At 58.7% G+C, this 21,435-nt stretch carries 13 protein-coding genes, 1 tRNA gene and 2 pseudogenes; 8 read left to right on the top strand and 8 right to left on the bottom strand.

Translation table 11 applies throughout. The features are described from left to right. Positions 1 to 9: 9 nt before the first annotated feature. The 3 genes from AFERRID_RS14170 to AFERRID_RS14180 are packed head-to-tail and all read right to left on the bottom strand — an operon-like array spanning position 10 to position 5,784. A complete protein-coding gene (locus AFERRID_RS14170; RefSeq protein WP_113525641.1) occupies positions 10 to 3,090 on the bottom strand; it encodes an efflux RND transporter permease subunit in 3,081 nt (1,026 codons plus the stop codon). 11 nt (positions 3,091 to 3,101) lie between these two features. After that, positions 3,102 to 4,193 carry an efflux RND transporter periplasmic adaptor subunit gene (locus AFERRID_RS14175; protein WP_113525640.1) on the bottom strand — a complete coding sequence of 364 codons (1,092 nt, stop codon included), beginning with the start codon at positions 4,191 to 4,193 and terminating at the stop codon, positions 3,102 to 3,104. Between the two features lie 43 nt (positions 4,194 to 4,236). Then, a complete protein-coding gene (locus AFERRID_RS14180) occupies positions 4,237 to 5,784 on the bottom strand; it encodes an efflux transporter outer membrane subunit (protein ID WP_113525639.1) in 1,548 nt (515 codons plus the stop codon). Between the two features lie 220 nt (positions 5,785 to 6,004). On the opposite strand from AFERRID_RS14180, the gene AFERRID_RS14185 reads away from it, so the two are divergent. Further along, positions 6,005 to 6,790 carry a tetratricopeptide repeat protein gene (locus tag AFERRID_RS14185; protein ID WP_126605556.1) on the top strand — a complete coding sequence of 262 codons (786 nt, stop codon included), beginning with the start codon at positions 6,005 to 6,007 and terminating at the stop codon, positions 6,788 to 6,790. A 66-nt stretch (positions 6,791 to 6,856) separates the two neighbouring features. Here the strand turns inward: AFERRID_RS14185 and AFERRID_RS14190 are convergent, their stop codons facing one another. After that, on the bottom strand, positions 6,857 to 7,435 hold the full coding sequence (locus AFERRID_RS14190; RefSeq protein WP_113525637.1) for a Maf family protein: 579 nt from the start codon (positions 7,433 to 7,435) through the stop codon (positions 6,857 to 6,859). Positions 7,436 to 7,447: 12 nt separating this feature from the next. Continuing rightward, on the bottom strand, positions 7,448 to 10,237 hold the full coding sequence (gene ppc / locus AFERRID_RS14195; protein WP_113525636.1) for a phosphoenolpyruvate carboxylase: 2,790 nt from the start codon (positions 10,235 to 10,237) through the stop codon (positions 7,448 to 7,450). Between the two features lie 334 nt (positions 10,238 to 10,571). On the opposite strand from ppc, the gene hfq reads away from it, so the two are divergent. The 6 genes and pseudogenes from hfq (at position 10,572) to AFERRID_RS14225 (ending at position 16,773) form a co-directional block, all read left to right on the top strand. Beyond that, positions 10,572 to 10,838, top strand: a complete 267-nt coding sequence (gene hfq, locus AFERRID_RS14200) for an RNA chaperone Hfq (protein WP_009561005.1) — start codon at positions 10,572 to 10,574, stop codon at positions 10,836 to 10,838. Continuing rightward, positions 10,835 to 12,160 carry a ribosome rescue GTPase HflX gene (gene hflX, locus AFERRID_RS14205; protein WP_225981764.1) on the top strand — a complete coding sequence of 442 codons (1,326 nt, stop codon included), beginning with the start codon at positions 10,835 to 10,837 and terminating at the stop codon, positions 12,158 to 12,160. Before hfq ends, hflX begins: the two co-directional genes overlap by 4 nt. A gap of 14 nt (positions 12,161 to 12,174) precedes the next feature. Then, the gene (gene hflK, locus AFERRID_RS14210) at positions 12,175 to 13,368 is read left to right on the top strand and encodes an FtsH protease activity modulator HflK (RefSeq protein ID WP_113525635.1); all 1,194 of its coding nucleotides are present in this window, start codon (positions 12,175 to 12,177) and stop codon (positions 13,366 to 13,368) included. After that, positions 13,365 to 14,237 (top strand): protease modulator HflC, encoded by an 873-nt coding sequence (gene hflC / locus AFERRID_RS14215; protein ID WP_113525634.1) that lies wholly within the window; start codon positions 13,365 to 13,367, stop codon positions 14,235 to 14,237. The genes hflK and hflC overlap by 4 nt, the downstream gene beginning before the upstream one ends. Further along, a pseudogene (locus AFERRID_RS14220) lies at positions 14,234 to 15,435 on the top strand (ATP phosphoribosyltransferase regulatory subunit). The gene hflC and the pseudogene AFERRID_RS14220 overlap by 4 nt, the downstream one beginning before the upstream one ends. Before the next feature lie 42 nt (positions 15,436 to 15,477). Then, positions 15,478 to 16,773, top strand: a complete 1,296-nt coding sequence (locus AFERRID_RS14225; protein ID WP_113525632.1) for an adenylosuccinate synthase — start codon at positions 15,478 to 15,480, stop codon at positions 16,771 to 16,773. A 50-nt stretch (positions 16,774 to 16,823) separates the two neighbouring features. On the opposite strand, the gene AFERRID_RS14230 is transcribed toward AFERRID_RS14225, so the two are convergent. After that, positions 16,824 to 16,910, bottom strand: a tRNA-Leu gene (locus AFERRID_RS14230). 37 nt (positions 16,911 to 16,947) lie between these two features. Here AFERRID_RS14230 and rnr point away from each other — a divergent pair. After that, positions 16,948 to 19,188: a ribonuclease R gene (gene rnr, locus AFERRID_RS14235; RefSeq protein ID WP_113525631.1), complete on the top strand. Its 2,241-nt coding sequence runs from the start codon at positions 16,948 to 16,950 to the stop codon at positions 19,186 to 19,188. Between the two features lie 17 nt (positions 19,189 to 19,205). On the opposite strand, the gene ppk2 is transcribed toward rnr, so the two are convergent. Continuing rightward, entirely contained in the window at positions 19,206 to 19,991 is a 786-nt protein-coding gene (ppk2, locus tag AFERRID_RS14240; RefSeq protein WP_113525630.1) for a polyphosphate kinase 2, read from the bottom strand. A 33-nt stretch (positions 19,992 to 20,024) separates the two neighbouring features. Continuing rightward, positions 20,025 to 21,412 (bottom strand): annotated as a pseudogene (locus tag AFERRID_RS14245) (dihydrolipoyl dehydrogenase). Positions 21,413 to 21,435 lie beyond the last annotated feature (23 nt).

The raw sequence follows: 21,435 nt of genomic DNA on the forward strand, positions 1-21,435 counted from the left end.
ACCGTCTTATCAAGCTTCCCGGGAATTTTGAGGTTCCCGTAAATCCTTGGCGAGTATCATATACATGGCAGGCACAACGAAAAGCGAGAAAAAAGAGCCGATCGCCAGCCCGGTAAAGATGACCAGACCCATGTCGAAGCGGCTGACCGCCCCGGCTCCACTCGCCAGCAAGAGGGGCAATACGCCCAGCACCATCGCACCGGTGGTCATGAGAATGGGCCGCAGACGGATGCTGGAGGCTTTTTCCACGGCGGAACGCTTGTCCAGCCCTTCGTGTCGCTGGATCTGGTTGGCGAACTGGACGATGAGGATGCCTTGCTTGGCGATCAGACCGATGAGGGTGATCAGGCCCACCTCGGTGTAGATGTTGATGGTGGCCAGCCCCAGACTGATGAAGATCAACGCCCCGCTGATGGACATAGGCACCGTGATGAGCACGATGAGCGGATCGCGAAAGCTCTCGAACTGCGCCGCCAAGAGCAGATAAATGAGGAGGACGGCCAAGGCAAAGGTGACCAGCAGCCCGCTTTTCTCCTGCATATACTGCCGCGACTGGCTGGAGTAGTCGATGGAGAAGCCCTTGGGCATGACGTTCTGGGCCTGGGTTTTCAGATAAGTCAAAGCTTGGCCGAGGGTCACGCCGGGGGCGGGTACCGCCTGAATGGTGGCGGAATTGAGCTGCTGGAACTGCGGCAGGAACTGCGGCTGCACTTTGGTTTCCACAGACACCAGGGTGGACAGTGGCACCATCTGCCCCGTTGCGGTGGCGACGTAGTAGGTCTTGAGAAGGCCCGGATCGGCGCGGAAGCGGTCCGGTACCTGCGGGATCACTTCATAACTCCGGCCTTTCAGGTCAAATCGATTGACATAATTGCCGCCCAGCAGCGGCTGCAAATCCTGGGCGATGTTTGCCATGGTCAAACCCAGGTTCGCCGCCATGTTGCGGTGGATATGGAGGACGATCTCCGGGTTGTCGATGCGCAGGTCCTTGGTCACGTAGATGAACAGGCCGCTTTTTTGGGCGCGGCCGATGACCTCGTTGGCCACCTGATCCAGCTTGTCGTAACCTCCGCTCGACTGCAGCACGAATTGAACCGGCAGACCACCAGCGGACCCGGGCAGGGACGGCCGTTGGAACGACGCCACCTGCAGACCGGTGATCCCATTCATTTGTTTTTGTACCTGGGGCGCCAGCTGCATGGCGGTTACCGATCGCTTATCCCAATTTTTTAGCCGCATGCCGGCGATGAGACTGTTGGTCCCGCCACCACTCCCCACGGAAATGCCGGTGACCATGAAGGTGGCTTTGGTTTCCGGATATTTACTCAGGTCATGGACAATCTCCATGCCGTACTTGCTCAACAGTTCAGGGGTGACGTTAGGCGCGCCGGTGCCCATGTTGAAAATGATGCCTTGATCTTCCTGCGGCGCCAGTTCCTGTTTACTCGTGGTGAAGAGGAAATAAATACTCACAAAAATCACGGCGGCAAAAAGCATGGTCACCGGCACGAAGTTGAGGCTACCCCGGAGCAGCCGATCGTACAGACGGCGTAATTCCTCGTAGCGGGTATCGATGAAGTGGGCGAATCCATGTGCGCTGCTGGCTCGGAGTATCTTGCTGCTGAGCATAGGCGACAGGGTCAGCGCCACCACCATGGAAACCAGCACGGTAGCCACCAGCGTAAAGGCGAACTCGCTGAAAAGACTGCCAGTCAGGCCGCTCATGAAGCCGATGGGGGCAAAGACGGCGATCAGCGTGGTGGACATCACCACGATGGCAGTGCCCAGTTCCCGGCCGGTCATCAAGGCCGCCTGCATGGGGCTTTTACCCTCGTCGATGTGGCGATGAACATTTTCCACCACAATAATGGCGTCATCCACCACCAGGCCGATGGCCAAAACGATGGCGAGCAGGGTGAGCAGGTTGATGGTGAAGCCCATGGCCCACATGATGAAACCAGCACCGATGATGGACAGGGGAATGGCCACTGCCGGGATGAGCACCGAACGGAAGGAGCCCAGGAAGAGGAAGATCACCAGGACCACCACCGCCAGCGTGATGCCGATGGTCAGCAAGACTTCGTCGATGGAGGCCTTGATGTAGTCCGTGGCGTCGTAGGGGATGGCCATGTGCATGTCTGGCGGAAGGGCAGTGCCGAGTTCGGCCAGTGCCGCCTTGACCCCCGCCGCGACATTCAGCGAGTTGGCCGACGGTGACTCCTGAATACCGACGAAAGCCGCCGGCTTGCCGTCAAAATAAGCGCTGGAATCATAATTCTGCGCCCCGAGTTCTACCTGGGCGACATCCTTGAGGCGGATGATGGTATTACCCACGTTTTTAACCACGAGGTTGCGGAACTGCGCCGCATCATGGAGGTTGGTGGTGGCAACGATGGTGTCCCCCGTCTCGGTCCCCCGGGTGCTCCCTACTGCTGAGATGAAGTCGTTGGCTGCCAGAACCTGGGACACCTGGGACGCGCTAATCCCGAGGGCGGCCATCTTCCGGGGGTTGAGCCAGACGCGCATGGAGTACGTATTGCCGTTCCCGGAGCCGGGCGGCAGGATCTGCGCTTCGCCCACGCCGCTGACGGCCGCGAGCTTGGGCTGAACCACCCGCAGGAGATAGTCGGTAATCTGCTGCTGGTTCAGGTGGTTGCTGTAAAAGGCGATGTACATGAGGTCAGTGGTGTTGCCCACCGTGACGTTGATCACCGGCAACTGGCTGCCGGCGGGCAGTTCGTTGGTCACCTGCTGGACCTTCGACTGGATATTGGCCACCGCCGCGTCGGGGCTGTAATTCAGTTTCATGTACACGGTAATGGTGGACATGCCCTCGGAACTGTTGGAGGTCATATAGTCGATGCCGGGAGCGCTGGCGATCACCCGCTCCAGGCGGGTGGTGATGAAGCCCTGGATGGTGTTGGGATTGGCGCCGGGGTACGCCGTGGTTACCGTAACCACGGTGTTGGTGAGGGCCGGGTACTCGCGCACCGTCATTTCCGTATAGGCGCGCAACCCGAGGAGGAGGATCACCAGACTCAAGGCCGTAGCCAGAACCGGTCGATGAATGAAGATATCCGTAAATTTCATCGCCGCCGTCCTCAGGCTTTGCCGCTGGCGGGGATTTCGACAGGACTACCCTCGTGGAGCTTGATCTGCCCCCCGGTGACCACCAGTTCTCCCGCCTGCAGTCCCGACAGAATCTGAACCTCATTGCCTCGCTGAATGCCGGTCTTGACGATGCGCTGGAGGGCAATCTGGCTTACCTTGCCATGGACGGTTTTTTTCTCCACCACATAGACAAAGTCACCGAAGGTATTATAGGTGATGGCGCTGGCGGGTACGGTCAACACTTTCTCCAGCCTTTTCTCGATTACCGTGACATTCCCGAACATACCCGGCCGCAGGATGGTCTTGGGGTTGGGTACCGTGGCCTGGACGTCAATCTGGCGCGTAGCGGTATTGATGGCCGCACCCGTGGCGGTGATCTTGCCGCTGAAGGTCTGGCCGGGATAGCTGTCCACCTCCACCTGAACGGGTGTGCCCACATGAATGCGGGCGAAATCACTCTGAGGCACCGTAAAGTTCACAAAAAGGGGATCCCAGGACTGAAGATCGACCATGGCGGTCCCGGGGATGATGTATTGCCCCAGATCTACCTGGCGAACTCCGAGATAGCCGCTGAAGGGCGCGCGGATGGCGAGCTTTGCGAGAGTGGCGTGGTCATTTTTTACGGCGGCGACCGCGCTTTGGTAACTGGCCACCGCGGAATCGAGCTGAGACTGGCTGGCGGCCTTGGTGGCGATCAGCGTCCGCGTCCGGCGGAGATTGATCTGGGCCAATCGCTGCTGAGCCTCGTCGCTGGCCAGTTGCGCTAACTGGTTACTGTTGTCGATCTGGATCAAAGGGGTACCGGCCTTCACGTATTCTCCGGAATGAAAATAGATACCGGTAATGGCACCGCCCAACTGGGGCGTCACCTCCACGCCCTGGATGGCGGCAAACGATCCCACGGCGGTTACTTCCGGGTGCCACTCCCGCTCTACCACCTTGCTGGCGCTGACGCTGACGACTGGTACAGGCATATGCGCCAAGGCCTGGTGCATCATATAGTTGCCGTAGAGCTTGAAGCCGAAAATACTGCCGAAAAGGATCAGCAATATAAGAATGACAATGACAAATGCTTTCTTCATGACCAGTCTCCTCGGCGGATGGCTGTGTTGAATGCGGAATGGCTCATGGCTTTACCTGTGTTACCGGCAACGCGCCAGCAGAGGGATGAGGCTTGCCCTGTGTATTTGCGGGCGGTGATTTCCTGTCGGTTTTGTTCCACCAACCGCCGCCTAATGCGACCAGCAGCGCGGCCGTATCCTGATAGCGCTGCGATCTGGCGGTTATTTCAGCGATTTTGGCGTTGTCATACTGCACTTCTGCAGTGAGGAGAGTGAGATAGTCAGATGCACCCGCACGATAACTCGCCTGCGCCAGCCGCAGTGCTTCCGCGGAGGCCCGTAGCGCCGCGCGTTGCGCAGCAAGGGTCTGCGCGTCATGTTCCACGGCGCGCAAGGCGTTGGCCACCTGGTCAAAGGCGTTCAGCACCGTACTGCGGTAGGCGGCATAAACCACATCGTAGGCAGCATGGGCCTCGGCTTTCTGAGCTTCCAGTTTGCCGCCCTCGAAAATCGGCTGGGACACGGCACCTACCAGGCTCCATATGCTGCTGACAGGGTTGAAAAACAGCGCGGGATGACTCGCCGTATCGCCAAACGCAGCAGTAAGCTGAACGGTTGGGTAGAATTGCGCCCTCGCCTCACCGATGACCGCATTTGCGGCCTTCATTTGCGAAAGCGCAGCGCGGATATCCGGACGCTGTTTGAGCAATTGCGAGGGGAGACTCACCGGCAATTCTTCGGGTAGTTGCAACTCGGTCAGGGTAAAGGGCTGCCGTCTGGCATCTGCAGGAAAAGCGCCCACGAGAATGGCCAGTTCATGACGATAGACGGCGAGTTGCTGCTTCAGCGGAGGCAACGTCGCCATTTCGCTGGCCAGTTGGCTGCGCTGGGTGACGACGCTGAGATAGTCCACGGCGCCCGCCTTGTACTGGTTCTCGGTGAGTTCCAGAAGCTGCCGCTCCTGGGCCACGATGGCCCGGGTAGCGCGAATTTGCCCCTCTGTCGCCGCCTCGCTGACGGCAGTGGTGACGATGTTACCGGTCAGGGTCAATCGCGCCGCTTCCAGTTCCCACCGCTGATATTTTACCAAAGCCTCGCTGTTGCGATAGACCAGACGGTTGACGCCGAAAATGTCCGGGTAATAGGAAACTCCGACGCTTCCGGTAATCAGGGAATAGTGAAATCCGCTGCTGCCACCGAAGGCCGCCCCGCTGGCTTTGCTCCGATTGGCCTGCAGATTGCCGGTGACTTGTGGATAGAAGATGCTGGCGTTCGCGCGCGCGGTGGCCTCGGCCTGTTTCAACTGGGCCTGAGCCTGGGCGATGGTCGGGCTGTTTTTCAGGCCTACCGCGATTAATTCGTCGAGTGCCTTGGAGTGAAAGAGTTTCCACCACTCTTCGTGCAGCTCTTTGCCATATGCGATCTCCTGGGAGTGACCGGAAGGGCCGCCCGGAGCCACGGTTTTTTTGGGGCTGATGCCCGCCGTGTAAGGTGTTTTGTCGGCTGGTGCCCGGGGAACGCGCAGCGGCGGCTCAAAGCTGCAGGCCGCCAGACTTCCCGCAAGTACCGTTGCCAGCGCCGCAGCGACGGGTCTTGGTAGTAGTTTTTGCAAAACAACACCTCTCAACGGCCTGTACCGACTGGTCAGTATAATGGCGAGAATCCTCCCTTTCTGTCAAACCGACCTCACCTCTTTCCGTCGGCGCACGTTGGACGCCCGCAAAGGTACATCCGAGCCAGAATGATCTGTCCTAGAGAAGTATATATCACCTCTTGAATTAGAGAGAGTTTCACCGCATATTGGAAGCGGAGTATTTTGATTGGAGGAGCGTATGAAGACAAAATTTTTTGGAGCCGTCGCCATGCTTTGCCTGCTGGCAGCGCCTGCTGCATGGGCCGAGCCCAGCGTAGCCCAGGTTGCCCAGGCCGTGCAGGCGGGTCACCTGAGCCAGGCGCAAGGCATGATGCAGGAGGTGTTGGCTGCGCATCCGCAATCTGCGGAAGCACAGTATGTGGAAGCGCGAATTCTGGCGCGCCAGGGTGACTGGGCCGGGGCCCGCACGGCTTTGCGGAAAGCGGAACAGCTCGCGCCTGCCATGCCCTTTGTCAAACCGCAGGTGCTGGCAGCTTTTAAGCAGTCTCTGCAGCGCCATGTTGACAAACCGGTCGGCAAAGCCGGTCACTGGGGCGCTGTGCTGGCCTTTTTCCTCGGATTGGTAGCCCTGATCGCGCTGATCTCCATGCTCCGGCGGCGGCGCCAACAGCCCGGGATGTTGTACCGCGGACAGCCTTCCGGACCCTTCGGTGGTACGAATGGGTACGGGCCCAATGGGCCGATGTATCCCGGCGGGGGTACCATGGGCGGCGCACCGCAGCAAGGCGGTGGGTTGGGGTCGAGTCTGGCATCCGGCATTGCCACCGGCATAGGGGTGGGGGCAGGCCTGGCGGCCGGGCAGGCGCTGGCGGGAAGCCTTTTCGGACATGGCAGCGAGTCGGGCAATGTGGGCAGTGAGGGCGGCAATAATGCTCTCGGCCTGACGGATGACTCCTGGGGCAACGATCAACTAGCGTCCAATGATGATTTCGGTATGGATGATGGCGGAGACGGCTGGGGCTAAGCCACTTGTTTTTGCAAACTCGGAGGGGCGTCGCTGGATGCCCCTTTTTTAATTCGTTTCTGAGTATTATGGCAACAGATAACCGAGATTGCGCAATGCCCGACAGACGGCGATCAGCGGTAAGCCCATCAGGGCATTGGGATCCTCGCCTTCCATGTGTTCCACCAGGCTGATTCCCAGCCCTTCGGAGCGAAAACTCCCGGCACAGTCCAAAGGCATGTCCCGTTCCACGTAGCGATGGATTTCCGCATGGGTCAGAGCGTACAGGACGACGCGATAGGGTACCAGAAACGCTTCCGTACCAGACGGGGCGACCACCGTCACACCAGTCAAAAAGTCCACCGCCTGGCCCTGCATCCAGGTCAGTTGCGCAACCGCCTGTTCGATATTTCCTGGTTTGCCGAGAACGCGGCCGGCACAGACGGCCGTCTGATCGGCACCAATCACCACCGCCTGCGGGAAGCGTTGGGCAATGGCCAGCGCCTTGGCGTCCGCCAGACGGCACACCAGTGTTTCAGGGGCTTCGTCCGGGAAGGGCGTTTCATCCACCGCTGCGATTTCCACCCGAAACGGGATCTGCAACCGGCGCAGGAGGTCCCGCCGGTAAGGGCTGGTGGAGGCCAGAATCAGTTCGGGCAAGGCCATGCGTAGGCGTCCTTAACCGGTATTGCGCTGACCGGCAGATATGGCGTTGATGGTGCGCAGCAAGGGATCCAGCCATATCTCCCGGAATTCCGGGGGGGTCTCGTCGTTGCGATAGCGCCGCAGCAACGCGAGTTGAATATGATTCAGAGGTTCCATATACACATTGCGTCGTTGCAGGGAGAATGCCAGGGTTGGGTTGTCGGCAAGCAAATGGTCAGCCCCGACGATGGCGAGCATCTCCGCCTGGCTGCTTTCAAATTCCGCCTGAATTTTACGGTAGATGGCGGTAGCGGCATCCCGATCGTTGGGTAAACCTGCGTATTCTCCGGCAATCGCCATGTCGGTCTTGGCCATCGCCATACCGATATTCCCCATGAGCGCCCGAAAGAACGGCCAGTGTCGGTACATGTCCCGTAGTGCCTGCAAACGTTCCGGCTTGTCCTCCCGCCAGCGGGCGAGGGCGGAACCAAGACCGTACCATGCCGGAAGAACATGCCGTGACTGAGCCCAGGCGAATATCCACGGAATGGCACGGATGGAGGACATGGAGCGATCGCCGCGCTGGCGATGGGAGGGGCGCGAGCCGATGTTCATGTGGGCGATTTCGTTGAGGGGGGTGGCCTCGTAGAAATAATCCATGAACCCTGGGGTGCTTTCCGTGAGATCGCGGTATACAGCCTCCCCGGTCTGGGTGAGTTCCGCCATGATTTTCAGATGGTCCGGGTTGTCGCCCGACGCCGAGCGAACCAGTCCTATGCTCGCCTTGATGAGGCCTGCCGTACCTACGGTCAGTTCATACACCGCCGTCTCCAGATTGGCGTACTTGAAGGAAAGCACCTCTCCCTGTTCGGTAATTTTGATCTGCCCGCGTACCGTATCCGGTGGCTGTGCCAGAATGGCTTCATAGGTGGGGCCACCGCCGCGGCCCACACTGCCGCCGCGACCGTGAAAAACTCGAATCCGTATTTTCCGTTTGTCTGCCAGAGCTGCCAGCCGTAGCTGGGCCTGATACAGGGACCAACTGGAAGAAAGTATGCCGCCATCTTTGCAGGAGTCGGAATAGCCCAGCATCACCTCCTGGATGTCATCCTGACTGCTGAGAATCTTGGTGTAAACGGGGTTGTCCAGCAGGGTGGACATCACCGTATCCATACGCTCCAGATCGTGAATTGTTTCAAACAGCGGGGTAATGGCGATCTCGCTGTAGAGGCCCTGCCGTGACCATCCGGCCAGACCGAATTCCTTGGCAAGCACCAGTACCTCCATAATGTGGCTTGCCTCATGGGTCATGGAGATGACGTAGTTGCCAAAACCGGCGGTGCTGACTTCACGCCGTAGCTGGGCGATGCAGCGGAACATCGCGCAGGTTTCCGCCGCCATCGGGGACAGGTCAGGCGTTTGCTCCACCAGCGGACCGGGGCGGCGCAGCGCGTCGGAAAGCGCCAGTATGCGCGCTTCTTCGGAAAGTTCCAGATAGTTGGCGAAGCCCGGAATTCCGGCGAAAAGCTCGGCGATGGTGCGGGAGTGTACGGAAGATTCCTGGCGGATATCCAGGTTGGCCAGGTGAAAGCCGAAGGTCTGGACCAGCCATATGATCTCCTGGACCTCATTGTCGGCGATATACCCGTCATTGTGGCCACGCAGTGAGTCGCGTACCAGCAAAAGGTCATCAAGGAAATCCTCCGCTGCGGCATAGGCGGGACCCGCCGACTCATTCAAGACCTGACCGTTTTCCAGTTGGCGCAGACGCAAGTCGAGACGGGTCATCATGTAACGCAGCTTGCGACGATAGGGCTCACTGGGGAAACGTTGGTCCACCCACTCGGCAAGCTCTGGAAAGTCGTCTGCGTCACGCTCCAATGAAGCAAGTAGAACGGGAGAGATGGCACAGAATCGGCTGGAATGTCCGAGCAACTGATAGAGGTCACTCAGACGCTGCTGATATTCTTTCAATACTTCAATGCTCTGGGTGCGCAAAGCCCAGCCGGTAATGGCCGCGGTAACATTGGGGTTGCCGTCCCTATCCCCCCCGATCCAGGAACCGAAGCGGATGAACGCGGGAATATCGATATCGGCATTTGCAAAAACCCGGCGCGCGGCCCGGCGCGCGGCCCGATAGGTGAGAGGTACCGCCTCGAACAGGCTATCGCGGAAGTAGAACAGGCCGTTTTCCACCTCATCCTGTACCTGTGGCTTGTTGGTGCGCACCTCTTCCGTTTCCCAGAGTATCTGGATCTGCGCCCGCAGGTTGTCCATCACTTCCTGTTGTTCTTCGTCATTGAGCGCAGAATCGTCGAGCATCTTGCTGGTCACGAAAATGCGGCGCAGGCCATGGAGGACCGTCCGGCGCTTGGACTCCGTAGGGTGTGCCGTGAATACCGGCAGATAACGGATCTGATCCAGGAGAAATTGCAACTGTCCGGGGTTGATACCCTGGCCTTGCAGCTCGCGGAAGGTTTCCTCGAAGGACCCTGTCCACAGCATGCTGCCCTTTTGGAGCAGACGGCGGCGGTGCAGGTGCTGGAACTCCTCTTCGGCGATGTTGACCAAGCTGAAATAGGTGTTAAACGCACGGATGACCAGGACCAGATCGTCTTGGGGAAGGGCGTCGATAAAGCGAGCAAGTCGCTCCCGGAGACGAAGATCCTCCCGCTTGTGGAGGCGGATGTATCCCTGACGCAGTTGCTCCACAGCGTTGAATACGCGATGCCCGGCCTGTTCGCGCAGAACCTCTCCCAGCAGGTTGCCGAGCAACTTGACGCGGCTACGGAGCGCTTTACCGTTGAGGGCCTTTTTTTCCACGTATTTCGTCTCCTTTGAAGCTGATCCGCCCGGAAACCGCTTGGCAACCCCCCTGTTGCCGCTTTCGGCTCCGGGCAGGCGGAGCCGAACGACACACGAGATCACTTTTGACGGCTGGCTTTGCATCTAACGTAATGGCAAGTGTGCGACAGGTCAATTCACCGTGAGGCTGGTCTCCGCAACCCTCGCCCCGAGGGCGCGTCCCGATGTCGCGCAATGCATGGTATTCGGATTGTTTTTGCGGTAGGCTGATGGCCTCGCAGTGGAAGGAGGCCCGCAGGCTTTTTCACTACATCTAAAAGCGCCATAAAGCGACAGTCTTAAGGAGATAAAAATGGCCGGACAACAAAAAGGACAGGTCCTTCAGGATCCTTTTCTCAATCTTTTGCGTAAAGAACATGTTCCTGTCGCCATCTATCTGGTGAACGGCATCAAGCTGCAAGGTTTCGTGGAGTCCTTTGACCAGTTTGTCGTGCTACTGCGCAACAACGTCAGTCAGATGATTTATAAACACGCCATTTCCACGGTGGTTCCTGGTCGCGATGTGCGTTTGCCCTTGCCGGAAGCTGAAGGTGAGAGCAGCACCGAAGAAGAGGCTTGATTCTGGCGAATACCGCAGTCGCTGTGGCCGCACCCCGGGAGAGGATTCTGCTCGTCCATGTGGTATTACGTGGTGAGGTGGATCCCGATGCCGGGGCGGAGTTTTTTCATCTGGCCACCGACAGTGGCGCGGATGTGTTGGAACTGCTTTCCGTTCAGCGCGGACGTCCTGATCCTGCGACCTTTCTGGGGCGTGGCAAGGTGGCGGAACTGGCGGGGCGAGTTGCAGCATTATCCGTGGACCTCGTTCTTTTCGACAGGGTTTTGAGTCCTGTTCAGGAGCGCAATCTGGAGGGCGCCCTCCACTGCCGGGTTGTCGACCGGGTAGGTCTCATCCTCGATATTTTTGCGCGGCGGGCGCGGACCCATGAAGGCAAACTGCAGGTGGAACTGGCGCAACTGACGCGTCTCCGTACCCGCCTTATCCGCGGCTGGACCCATCTGGAACGCCAGCGCGGCGGCATCGGATTGCGGGGTCCGGGTGAAACGCAACTGGAAACGGACCGTCGTCTCATCGGCGAGCGCATTCTTTCCCTGCGCGGGCGCCTGATCAAAGTGGCCGCACATCGGGCAACACAGCGGCGGGCACGGCAGCGGGCACCCCTGCCGACGGTCGCCTTAGTCGGTTATACCAATGCCGGCAAATCCTCCCTCTTCAATACCCTCACCAAAAGTTCCAGCTACGCCGCGGACCGTCTTTTCGCGACCCTCGATCCCGCCATCCGGCGTTTGCAGATAGGAGGGCATGAAGCCATTCTCCTGGCCGATACCGTGGGTTTTTTGCGCGACTTGCCCACCGACTTGATTGCCGCTTTTCGCGCGACGCTGGAAGAGGTAAATCAGGCGCAATTACTTCTTCATGTGGTGGACAGCAGCGCGCCTGATCGCGATGCCCAGATTGCCGCGGTAGATACGGTGTTGAGGGAAATTGGCGCGGAGGGTATTCCCCGCCTGCTGGTACTGAACAAGGTGGAGCTCACCGGAGAGGTGCCGGGAAACGTGTATGAGAGCTCTGGCAAACTGGCAGCGGTGCATGTCAGCGCGCACTCGGGTGTCGGCATACCCGAGTTGCTGCAGGCCGTGACACAGCGTGTGGGGCGCTCCATGTTGCGCGCTGATCTGACTCTGATGCCTGAAGAAGGAGCCCTGCGTGCGCGGATACATCGTCTGGCCAGCGTTATCGATGAGCGTTTCGATGAGCAGGGCAGGACGCATCTGACTTTTGACATTGATGGTCTCAACTGGCGGCGCCTGCATACGCAGATGCGCGATAGCGGTTGTCAGGCGATGGACGCGCCCCCTACAATACCGGCTGATGGCTGAGGAAGGAGAGCAGTATGCCGTGGAGTGATCCGGGCGGGAACGGAAACAAAAACGATAACAACCCCTGGGGACGGCGTCCCGGTGCGCAAAAGCCGGTTTTCGATATTCAGAAAATTACCCGTGAGTTGAAAAAGCTGGGCGGTATTTTCGGCTCGGGCGGCGGGCGCAGCGGTGGGCCGAAGATGGGTTACAAATGGCTGCACCTCCTGCCTTTCCTGGTGATCGGCGTGCTGATCCTGTTCTGGGTTGCTTCCGGCGTTTATGTCGTGAGACCGGGTGAAGAAGGCGTGGTATTGCGTTTTGGCAGAGAGGTCGGTATCAGCCAATCCGGTTTACACTACCGCCTCCCTTTTCCCTTCGAGAGGGTATACTTGCTCAATGTAGCGCAGAGCCGGCGTCTGGTTCTGGGCTATAGCGGTGCTGCCGATACCCAGAATCCCGGCATGATGCTGACCGCGGACGAGAGTGTGGTGGATGTCCGTTTCGCTGTGCAGTATCGCATCACCAATGCGGGACATTACCTATTTGCTACCGCAAATCCGGATCAGTTGATTTCCTTTTGTGCGGAATCCGCCATGCGGGAGGTCGTGGGACGCAGCAAAATCGACAGCCTGATCACTTCCGGCAAAGGCGCCATTCAGCAACAGGTGCAGCAAATCACCCAAAACCTGCTGAGCCGTTACCACGCGGGCGTCAGCGTTGATTCGATACAGCTGTTGGAGGTGACGCCTCCCAAGGTCGTCCAGCCGGCGTTTGCGGATGTGGTAAAGGCGCGTGAAGACATGGAGCGGGCGCGCGACGAAGCGCGGGCCTATGCGAACTCGGTCGTTCCCAAAGCCACGGGAGAGGCCGCAGCGATGGTGACTAACGCCGAAGGTTATAAACAGCAGGTGGTCGACCGGGCCAAGGGGGACAGCGCACGCTTCACCGACATTCTCCAGGCCTATCAGAAAAATCCGAAAGTAGTGAGTGAGCGCATGTACTTGCGCACCATGCAGGACATTCTGAGCCATACCCCGAAAGTGATTGTCGAGAGCAAGGGACAGCCCGTGATATATCTCCATATGCCCGCCAGGACTCCCGCGGCGGTCAGCAGCCCGACGCGCTCTGCGGTAGAAACCGCGCCGACCGTATCCGTGGCCCCGCCGGTCGCACCGACGGTCAGTCCGGTGGCTCTGCCGGCCGCTGTGTCAGGAGCCAGCTCATGAAGAACTGGGCCTGGAGTGTGATTATTGTGGTATTGGCGCTGGTGCTGCTGGCGTCGGCCAGCTTTTATTCCGTATCCATGACCCAGACGGCCGTGGTGCTGCAATTTGGTAAAGCTGTGCGCGTGGTGGAATCCCCCGGACTCTATATGAAGTGGCCCATCGCGCAGAATGTGGCTTTTATCAATAAGAGTCTGTCCAGTTACAGCACGCAGCCGGAATCCTTCTTGACGGTGGGGAAAAAGCCGGTGCTTATCAGCCTTTTTGCCGAATGGCGAGTGGCCGATCCACTGCTTTTCTACGCCCGCCTGCATAACGACGGGACCGCAGAGAGCCGGATTGGCGATGTGGTGCGTTCTGCGTTGCGGAGTGAGGTCGGCAACATGACGCTGAAGTCGGTGATACAGGGCCAACGCAGCAAAATGATGGACCCGGTGCTGGCGGAGGCCAATAAACGTCTTCAGCCACTGGGTGTGCATCTGGCCGATCTGCGTATTCTGCAGGTGGGCTTGCCCACGGATGTGCTGCAAGCCGTCTATAAACGGATGGAGGCTGAGCGTGCGGAGGAAGCCAATGCCTACCGCTCCGAGGGGGCGGCGGATGCCGCCAAAATCCGCGCTGAGGCGAATAAGGACCAAACCCGGATTATGGCGGATGCCTACCGGCAGCAGGAAGAGCTGAAGGGGCAGGGAGACGCCGAGGCGGCATCTATTTATGGTGCCGCATATGGCAAGGATCCGGCATTTTACTCGTTTTATCGCAGTCTGGAGGCGTACCGCCACAGCCTGAGTGACAAAGACGTGCTGGTGCTCAGTCCGGATGCGCCATTCTTCCGGTATTTCCGCCACTCATTGGAGCCAGCAGGCAAATGACGCGTACCGAAAGCCACCCGGCTTGGTTGCTGCCCAGCGGATTTGAGGACGTTCTTCCTGCACGAACGGAGGCACTGGAGCGCTGCCGCCGCGCGTTGCTCGATCTATACGCGCGATGGGGTTACCGTCAGGTCATTCCCCCCTCGTCGAACATCTGGAAAGTTTGCTGACCGGGAGTGCCGCAGACCTCGACTTACAGACCTGGAAACTGTTGGATCAGGATAGTGGCCGGTTGGTGGGGTTGCGCTCGGATATGACACCGCAAATGGCTCGCATAGACGCCCAGACATCTTCTGCAAAAGAGGTTCGGCGTCTGTCTTATGCGGGTACGGTGCTGCGCGCCCGCCCCGATCTGCTCGGTGGGAGCCGTGCCCCTTTTCAGATGGGCGCCGAGCTCTTCGGAGTGGAGGGGGCGGAGGGAGATCTGGAGGTCCTTTCCCTGATGGTGGAGAGCCTCGTCCACTGTGCCGTACCGGATTTGTTGCTGGATATAGGCCACGTGGGTATTTCCCAGACATTGGCCGATGCGGCAGGTCTGGAAGGCGCTTTGCGCGCTGAACTGCTGCGGCATGTCGAGCGCAAGGCATGGTCGGATGTACGGACATGGCTGCGGGAGCATCATTGCGGTATGGAACTGACCGCCGACTTTCATGCCCTGTCCGGCTTGCAGGGGGATTTCGACGTATTGGAGCAGGCACGCCGGTATCTGGGGCATTACCCAGCCGTTCGTGCCGCCCTGGATGACCTGCAATGCGTATGGTTGGTATTACGGGCACGTTATCCAGACCTGGAGATTCAATGCGACCTCTCGGAGATTCACGGACATCGCTATCATACCGGTCTGCTGTTTTCACTGTTCGGCCCGCAGCGCGGCGAGGCGTTGGCCAGCGGCGGGCGCTATGATGACATCGGTGCCGCTTTTGGGCGGCGACGGGCGGCGACGGGCTTTAGTCTGGATATCAAACCGCTGCTGCCGGGATTCCCGGATTCTGGGAGAATGGGGCGGGTTTGGGCCCCGGCTGGCATGGATGATCTGTTATGGCAGTCGATACAGGAACACCGCCGGGCTGGTTTTGTGGTTTTACAGGATCTGCAGCGTCAGGATGTGCCGAGTCCGCAGGATTTACAGGCACAGGGATTTGACGCCGTCCTGATCCAGGAAGCAACGGGTTGGAAAGTACAGCGTCTCGACTCGTGAAGTTTGATTTCATTTTCCAATGACCCATTTGTGGAGTCGTTCGTGGCTATAAATTCAAATGTTGTAATCATCGGCACCCAGTGGGGTGACGAGGGCAAGGGTAAGGTTGTCGACTGGCTGACGGAGCGTTGCCAGGCCGTGGTACGTTTCCAGGGAGGGCACAATGCTGGCCATACCCTCGTGATTGGAGCGCGGAAAACGGTGCTGCACCTGATTCCATCGGGTATTCTTCGGCCCGGGGTGTCTTGTTTCATTGGTAACGGTGTGGTGCTCGATCCCCTCGCTCTGTTTTCCGAATTGGACGAGTTGTGGCCGGTGGTGTCCGATGCCCATGAGCGCCTGTTCGTTTCCGACGCCTGCCCACTCATTCTGCCTTACCACAAGAGTCTTGACCTGGCGCGCGAGCGGGCGATGGGTGCGGCAAAGATCGGTACTACCGGTCGCGGCATCGGGCCGGCCTATGAGGACAAGGTGGCACGGCGCGCGCTGCGTGTCGCGGACTTGTTTCATCGCGAACGGTTTGCGGCAAAGCTGGGCGAGGCTCTGGACTACCATAACTTTGTGCTCCAACACTATTTTAAACAGGAGCCGCAAGACTTTCATGCCATCCTGGAACAGTATCTGGGGCTTGCGGAGCGTCTGGCGCCTATGGTGGTGGACGTTTCCGTGCGTCTGGCGCGTTTGCAGGCGGAAGGCGCGAGGATTCTCTTCGAGGGCGCCCAAGGTACGCTGCTGGACGTGGATCATGGCACGTACCCCTTTGTGACTTCCTCCAATACGGTAGCGGGTGGCGCTTCCGCCGGAAGCGGGGTAGGGCCGGCGGAACTAGGCTATGTACTGGGCATTACCAAGGCCTACACGACGCGGGTAGGAGCCGGGCCATTTCCTACGGAGCTCTTTGACGAGACGGGCGTCTTCCTGGCGGAGCGGGGCGCGGAAGTAGGTGCAACCACCGGTCGGGCGCGGCGCTGCGGCTGGTTTGATGCGGTGGCTTTACGGGCCGCCTGCCGGGTCAACGGGGTAACGGGACTGTGCATCACCAAGCTGGATGTGCTGGACGGCCTCAGCGAAATTCGCGTCGCCGTCGGTTACCGTGTGAACGGAGTGGTTCAGGAGGAGCTGCCCGGTGGAGCGGAGGCAGTGGCGGCCTGTGAACCCATCTACGAGAGTTTCCCAGGCTGGTCAGAGCCCACGGCAGGCGTGCGGCACTGGGACGACCTTCCCGAGGCCGCTCGTCGCTATCTGGAGGCCATTGCAGAACGCGCCGGACGACCTCTGGCGATTATCTCCACTGGGCCGGATCGGGATGACACCATTTTACGTACTGAGGCCCTGTGACGCAGCAACGCAATAAAAAAGGGAAGACCGTTTGGTCTACCCTTTGCTTTTGGTACCGGGGACTGGATTCGAACCAGCACAAGCTTTCGCTCACTAGGACCTGAACCTAGCGCGTCTACCAATTCCGCCACCTCGGCGTGGATGGAATCATCATTTATTAAGGAGCATTTGTCAATGCCGGAGACACAAGAATCCTCGTCGCTGAGGGACCGCGATCCCATGTTCGACCGGGAAAAAGAAAAATATGAGCGACCCATCGTCAGCCGGGAGTACATTCTCAGCTATCTGGAAAGCACCGGTCAGCCATCGACTCTGGAGGATATCATCGCCGATCTGGAGGTATCTGAAGAGGACCAGGAAGCCCTGCGGCGGCGTCTGCGGGCCATGGAACGGGATGGGCAATTGGTTCGTAACCGTCGTGGCGCTTACGGAATCGTGGAGGCGATGGAGTTGGTGCGCGGTACGGTCAGCGCTCACCCCGATGGCTTTGGTTTTCTGATCCCAGAGGGAGGCGGGAAGGACCTTTTCCTTTCACCGCGGGAAATGCGCAAGGTATTTCACGGTGATATGGTTCTGGGCCGGGCGGTCGGAGAGGATCGGCGCGGCCGTATCGAAGGCGCGATCGTGCGTATTTTGGAACGCGCGCTCAAACAGGTTGTGGGACGTTACTACGCGGAAGGCGGGGTGCGCTACGTCGTCCCCGAAGATCGTCGCACTCCTCAGGAATTTGCCGTGGTGGAAGGAGGCGAGCTGGCACCCGTACACGGACAGATCGTGACGCTGGAAATCACTCAGTACCCGGATGGGCGCAATATGCCCCAGGGCCGCGTGGTCGAGATTCTGGGTGAGCACATGGCCCCGGGCATGGAAGTGGAAATCGCGATCCGTAACTATGGGTTACCCCATCAGTGGCCGGACGAAGTGCTTGCAGAAATTTCGCATTTCTCCGAGACGGTCCCGGAAGCGATCAAAGTAGGGCGCCGCGATCTGCGGGCGCTTCCCCTGGTGACCATCGATGGCGCCGACGCCAAAGATTTCGATGACGCCGTCTATGCTGAAGAGATCGAAGACGGCTTCCGACTGATCGTTGCGATCGCTGACGTGGCCACTTATGTACGACCGGACTCCGCGCTGGACAAAGAGGCCACGACCCGTGGTAATTCTGTCTATTTCCCGCGGCGGGTGATCCCCATGCTGCCCGAGATACTGTCCAACGGACTTTGCTCCCTCAATCCCCACGTGGACCGCCTCTGCATGCTCTGTGAGATGGAGACGGATATGGCGGGCGAGGTACAGCGTTTCCGCTTTGCCCGGGGCGTCATGCGCTCCCAGCGCCGCTTCACCTATGACGAAGTGGCCGCCATATTGGCCGGTGACGAGGATTTGCGTACACAGGATGCAGCCATGGTTCCGCATCTGGAGGTGCTGCACCGACTTTATGAAAGTTTTGCCAAGGCCCGTGAGCGGCGGGGCACCATCGAATTCGATTCGCAGGAGAGCCGCATTATCTACAATGAACAGGCGCGCATTGAAAGGATCGTCGCAGTGACGCGCAACGTAGCCCACCGGATCATCGAAGAGTGTATGCTCGCGGCCAACGTGTGCGCGGCGCAATATTTCCGTATCCACGAGCTGCCCATGCTATATCGGGTGCATCCGGAGCCATCCGGCGACAAGCTGGAAGATTTGCGGCGCTTTCTTGGGGAGCTCGGTGTGCCGGTGCGTCTGCCTACCCACCCCCGCAGCGCCGATCTGGCCCGCATCATTGAGGACACCCGTGAGCGCGGTGATTCCAGTCTGATCCAAACAGTTATTCTGCGCAGCCTTTCGCAGGCCTATTACACCGTGGATACTGGTATGCATTTTGGTCTGGCCTTCCCGGCCTACACGCACTTTACCTCTCCCATCCGTCGTTATCCGGACCTCGTCGTGCATCGTGGCATTCAGGCTTTGCTGGACGCAGCCGGCGCGGAACCGCAGTGGTTCCCCCAAAAGGCATTACAGGAACTGGGTCAGCACTGCTCCATGACCGAGCGGCGGGCTGACGAGGCCAGTCGCGAGGCGGTGAATTGGCTCAAGTGCGAATTCATGATGGATAAGGTAGGCGAGACCTATACTGGCATCATTACGGGCGTTACCGGGTTTGGTCTCTTTGTGGCACTGCGGGAGATCTACGTAGAGGGCCTGATCCATATCAGCACCCTCGGTGAAGACTACTTTCACTTCGATGCCCAGCATTACCGGATTATTGGTGACCGGACCAAGGAAACATTCCAACTGGGGGATGGAATCCAGATCAGGGTTGCGAACGTCAATCTGGATGATCGTAAGATTGATTTCGAGCGGGTGATACCGGAGGGGCAAAGTGGCACGGCGAAGAACCGGCGGGCCCGGCGCAGCAGGAAAGATGCATAAAAGCACATGTATCCGGCTTATGCCTTGATCATCCCGTTGTCCAGGCAGAGCGGGTCATAGCCGAAGATGATGGTTTGATCGGGTAAGGTCAGGCTGACATCCTTGTCTGCATAATCCAGGTGACTCAACAGCCATTTGATGATCTGCAGGCGCGCGGCTTTCTTGTCGTCTGCAGTTACAACGGTCCAGGGCGTGAAGCTGGTGTGGGTACGCGCAAACATGGCATTGCGCGCGCTGCTGTAATCCTTCCAGTGTTTCACCGCCTGCTCATCGATAGGACTGGTTTTCCACTGCTTGAGCGGATCGTCTTTGCGTGCCTCCAGGCGCTTTTTTTGCTCGTTCCGGGAAATATCCAGGTAAATTTTAAAAAAATGGATACCCGAGCGCACCAGCATACCTTCATAATCTGTTACTTCAGAAAAAAATTCCTCGTATTGCGCATCGGTGCAAAATCCCATGACCTTTTCCACGCCCGCGCGGTTATACCAGCTCCGGTTGAAAAACACGATTTCGGCAGCGGAAGGCAAATAATGGGTGTAGCGCTGGAAATACCACTGACTTTCTTCACGGTCAGAGGGCTTGTTTAGTGCAACGATACGGGTTTCGCGAGGGCTGAGATGCTGCGTAATGCGCTTGATGGTGCCATCCTTGCCAGCCGTGTCGCGGCCTTCCAGAATAATCAGGATTTTTTCATTCTTGCTGATGATGTGCCGCTGCAGTTTGACCAGCTCGATTTGCAGTTGGTGTAACTCTTCTTTGTAGCGTTGTTTTTCCGTGATCTTCTCTTCTTTGTGCTTGGTCATGACGCGTACCTTTTAATGGTGAATAACGTGGTATTAAAAAAGGCTGCGCGCAGCCTTGCCGATGCCTTCGGCGCTCATTGGGTGCTGGTCCGCAAAGCGGGCCAGATCGTAGGCGGTGAGGCCGTGGGCGGCGGCCGTGCCGATCTGGCCGATAAGAGCACCGGCATCGATCCCCACCACCCAACCGCCTAGCAGGCGCAGGCTGTCCGCAGCGAAAAACAGTTGAATGCCACCTTCCATGCGTTCCAGAATCTGCGCCCGGGAATCTTCCTCAAAGTCATAGCGGCCGATCTGCAACGGTATACCCTGCGCTTCCGCCAGGGCAGGGGTAATGCCTACATAGGCGGCCGCCGGCAGGGTGAAGATGGTGGTGGGTATATGACGGAAATCCGCATAATCCATGGGAATATTGCCACCGAGAATATTGTGTGCAGCCACCATGGACTGGCGCACGGCGGCGTGGAATAAAGGTACGCGGCCGTTTACATCACCACAGGCATAAATATGGGGATGGGCCGTCTGCAGGTCCGCTCCCACAGCCACACCCTTTCGTGTCACGGTAATACCGATTTCGGCGGCGCCCGCAGGAATGACGGGACGCCTGCCCACGGCCATCAGCACTACGTCGCCATCGATGGTGTCGTCCTCTTCTCCACGGGTGTAATGTACGCGCCGCCCTCCCTCAGGGGTTACCTCGACTGCCGTCACGTCTATACCGGTGAGAATGTGAATAGACGGATCCAGCAACGGCGTTAGCACTGCCACCATACCCGGATCCATACCGTTGAGAAGTTGCCCACCTCTCTGAAGCAGCGTGACCCTGGTGCCCAGGGCAGCGAAGAACGTGGCCGTTTCCAGACCGATATAACCGCCACCGATGACGATCATCCGCTCCGGCAGGGTTTTGAGGATGGGGTCAGGTTTATACAGATCATGGCTGGTAAGGCAGAACTCGGATCCCGGAACCGGGGGACGAATACATCGGAGCCGCTGGCAATGATCACCTGGGCACACCGGAGTCGCCGTTCGCCGTCCGCCGTATCGACGGCCACTTCGTGAGGGGTGATAAACCGTGCTTCTCCCTGAATCATCTGAATATTCGGTGTGGCGGCCAAGTCTGCGGCGTGTTGCTGATAGCGCCGCGACTGGATGCTGTCCTTGTGCGCCATGATTTTTGCGAAGTCGACGGTAATGGTCCCGGGCAGACCTCGTTCGGCAAAGCGTCGCTGCGACTGGTAGATTTCGGCGGTTTCCCGAATGGCTTTAGAAGGTACGCAACCCTCGTAAAGGCAGTTTCCGCTCATTACCCCCTTGGGATCCACCATAACTACAGAACGTCCCGCCCTGGCCAGCCGAAATGCGGCAGGATAAGCGCCGCCTCCAGCACCGATGGTCAACAGATCAGCGTATTGAATGATCACTGGACACCTCCATATGGGAAAGT

The organism is Acidithiobacillus ferridurans (assembly GCF_003966655.1).
Classification (GTDB): Bacteria; Pseudomonadota; Gammaproteobacteria; order Acidithiobacillales; family Acidithiobacillaceae; genus Acidithiobacillus; species Acidithiobacillus ferridurans.

What these genes read in the sequence shown, in the direction of transcription:
- hflC (WP_113525634.1), top strand. Translation starts at nt 13,365, where the DNA reads ATGAAGAACTGGGCCTGGAGTGTGATTATTGTGGTATTGGCGCTGGTG.
- AFERRID_RS14190 (WP_113525637.1), bottom strand. Translation starts at nt 7,435, where the DNA reads ATGGCCTTGCCCGAACTGATTCTGGCCTCCACCAGCCCTTACCGGCGG.
- hflK (WP_113525635.1), top strand. Translation starts at nt 12,175, where the DNA reads ATGCCGTGGAGTGATCCGGGCGGGAACGGAAACAAAAACGATAACAAC.
- AFERRID_RS14170 (WP_113525641.1), bottom strand. Translation starts at nt 3,090, where the DNA reads ATGAAATTTACGGATATCTTCATTCATCGACCGGTTCTGGCTACGGCC.
- AFERRID_RS14185 (WP_126605556.1), top strand. Translation starts at nt 6,005, where the DNA reads ATGAAGACAAAATTTTTTGGAGCCGTCGCCATGCTTTGCCTGCTGGCA.
- ppk2 (WP_113525630.1), bottom strand. Translation starts at nt 19,991, where the DNA reads ATGACCAAGCACAAAGAAGAGAAGATCACGGAAAAACAACGCTACAAA.
- hfq (WP_009561005.1), top strand. Translation starts at nt 10,572, where the DNA reads ATGGCCGGACAACAAAAAGGACAGGTCCTTCAGGATCCTTTTCTCAAT.
- AFERRID_RS14175 (WP_113525640.1), bottom strand. Translation starts at nt 4,193, where the DNA reads ATGAAGAAAGCATTTGTCATTGTCATTCTTATATTGCTGATCCTTTTC.
- rnr (WP_113525631.1), top strand. Translation starts at nt 16,948, where the DNA reads ATGCCGGAGACACAAGAATCCTCGTCGCTGAGGGACCGCGATCCCATG.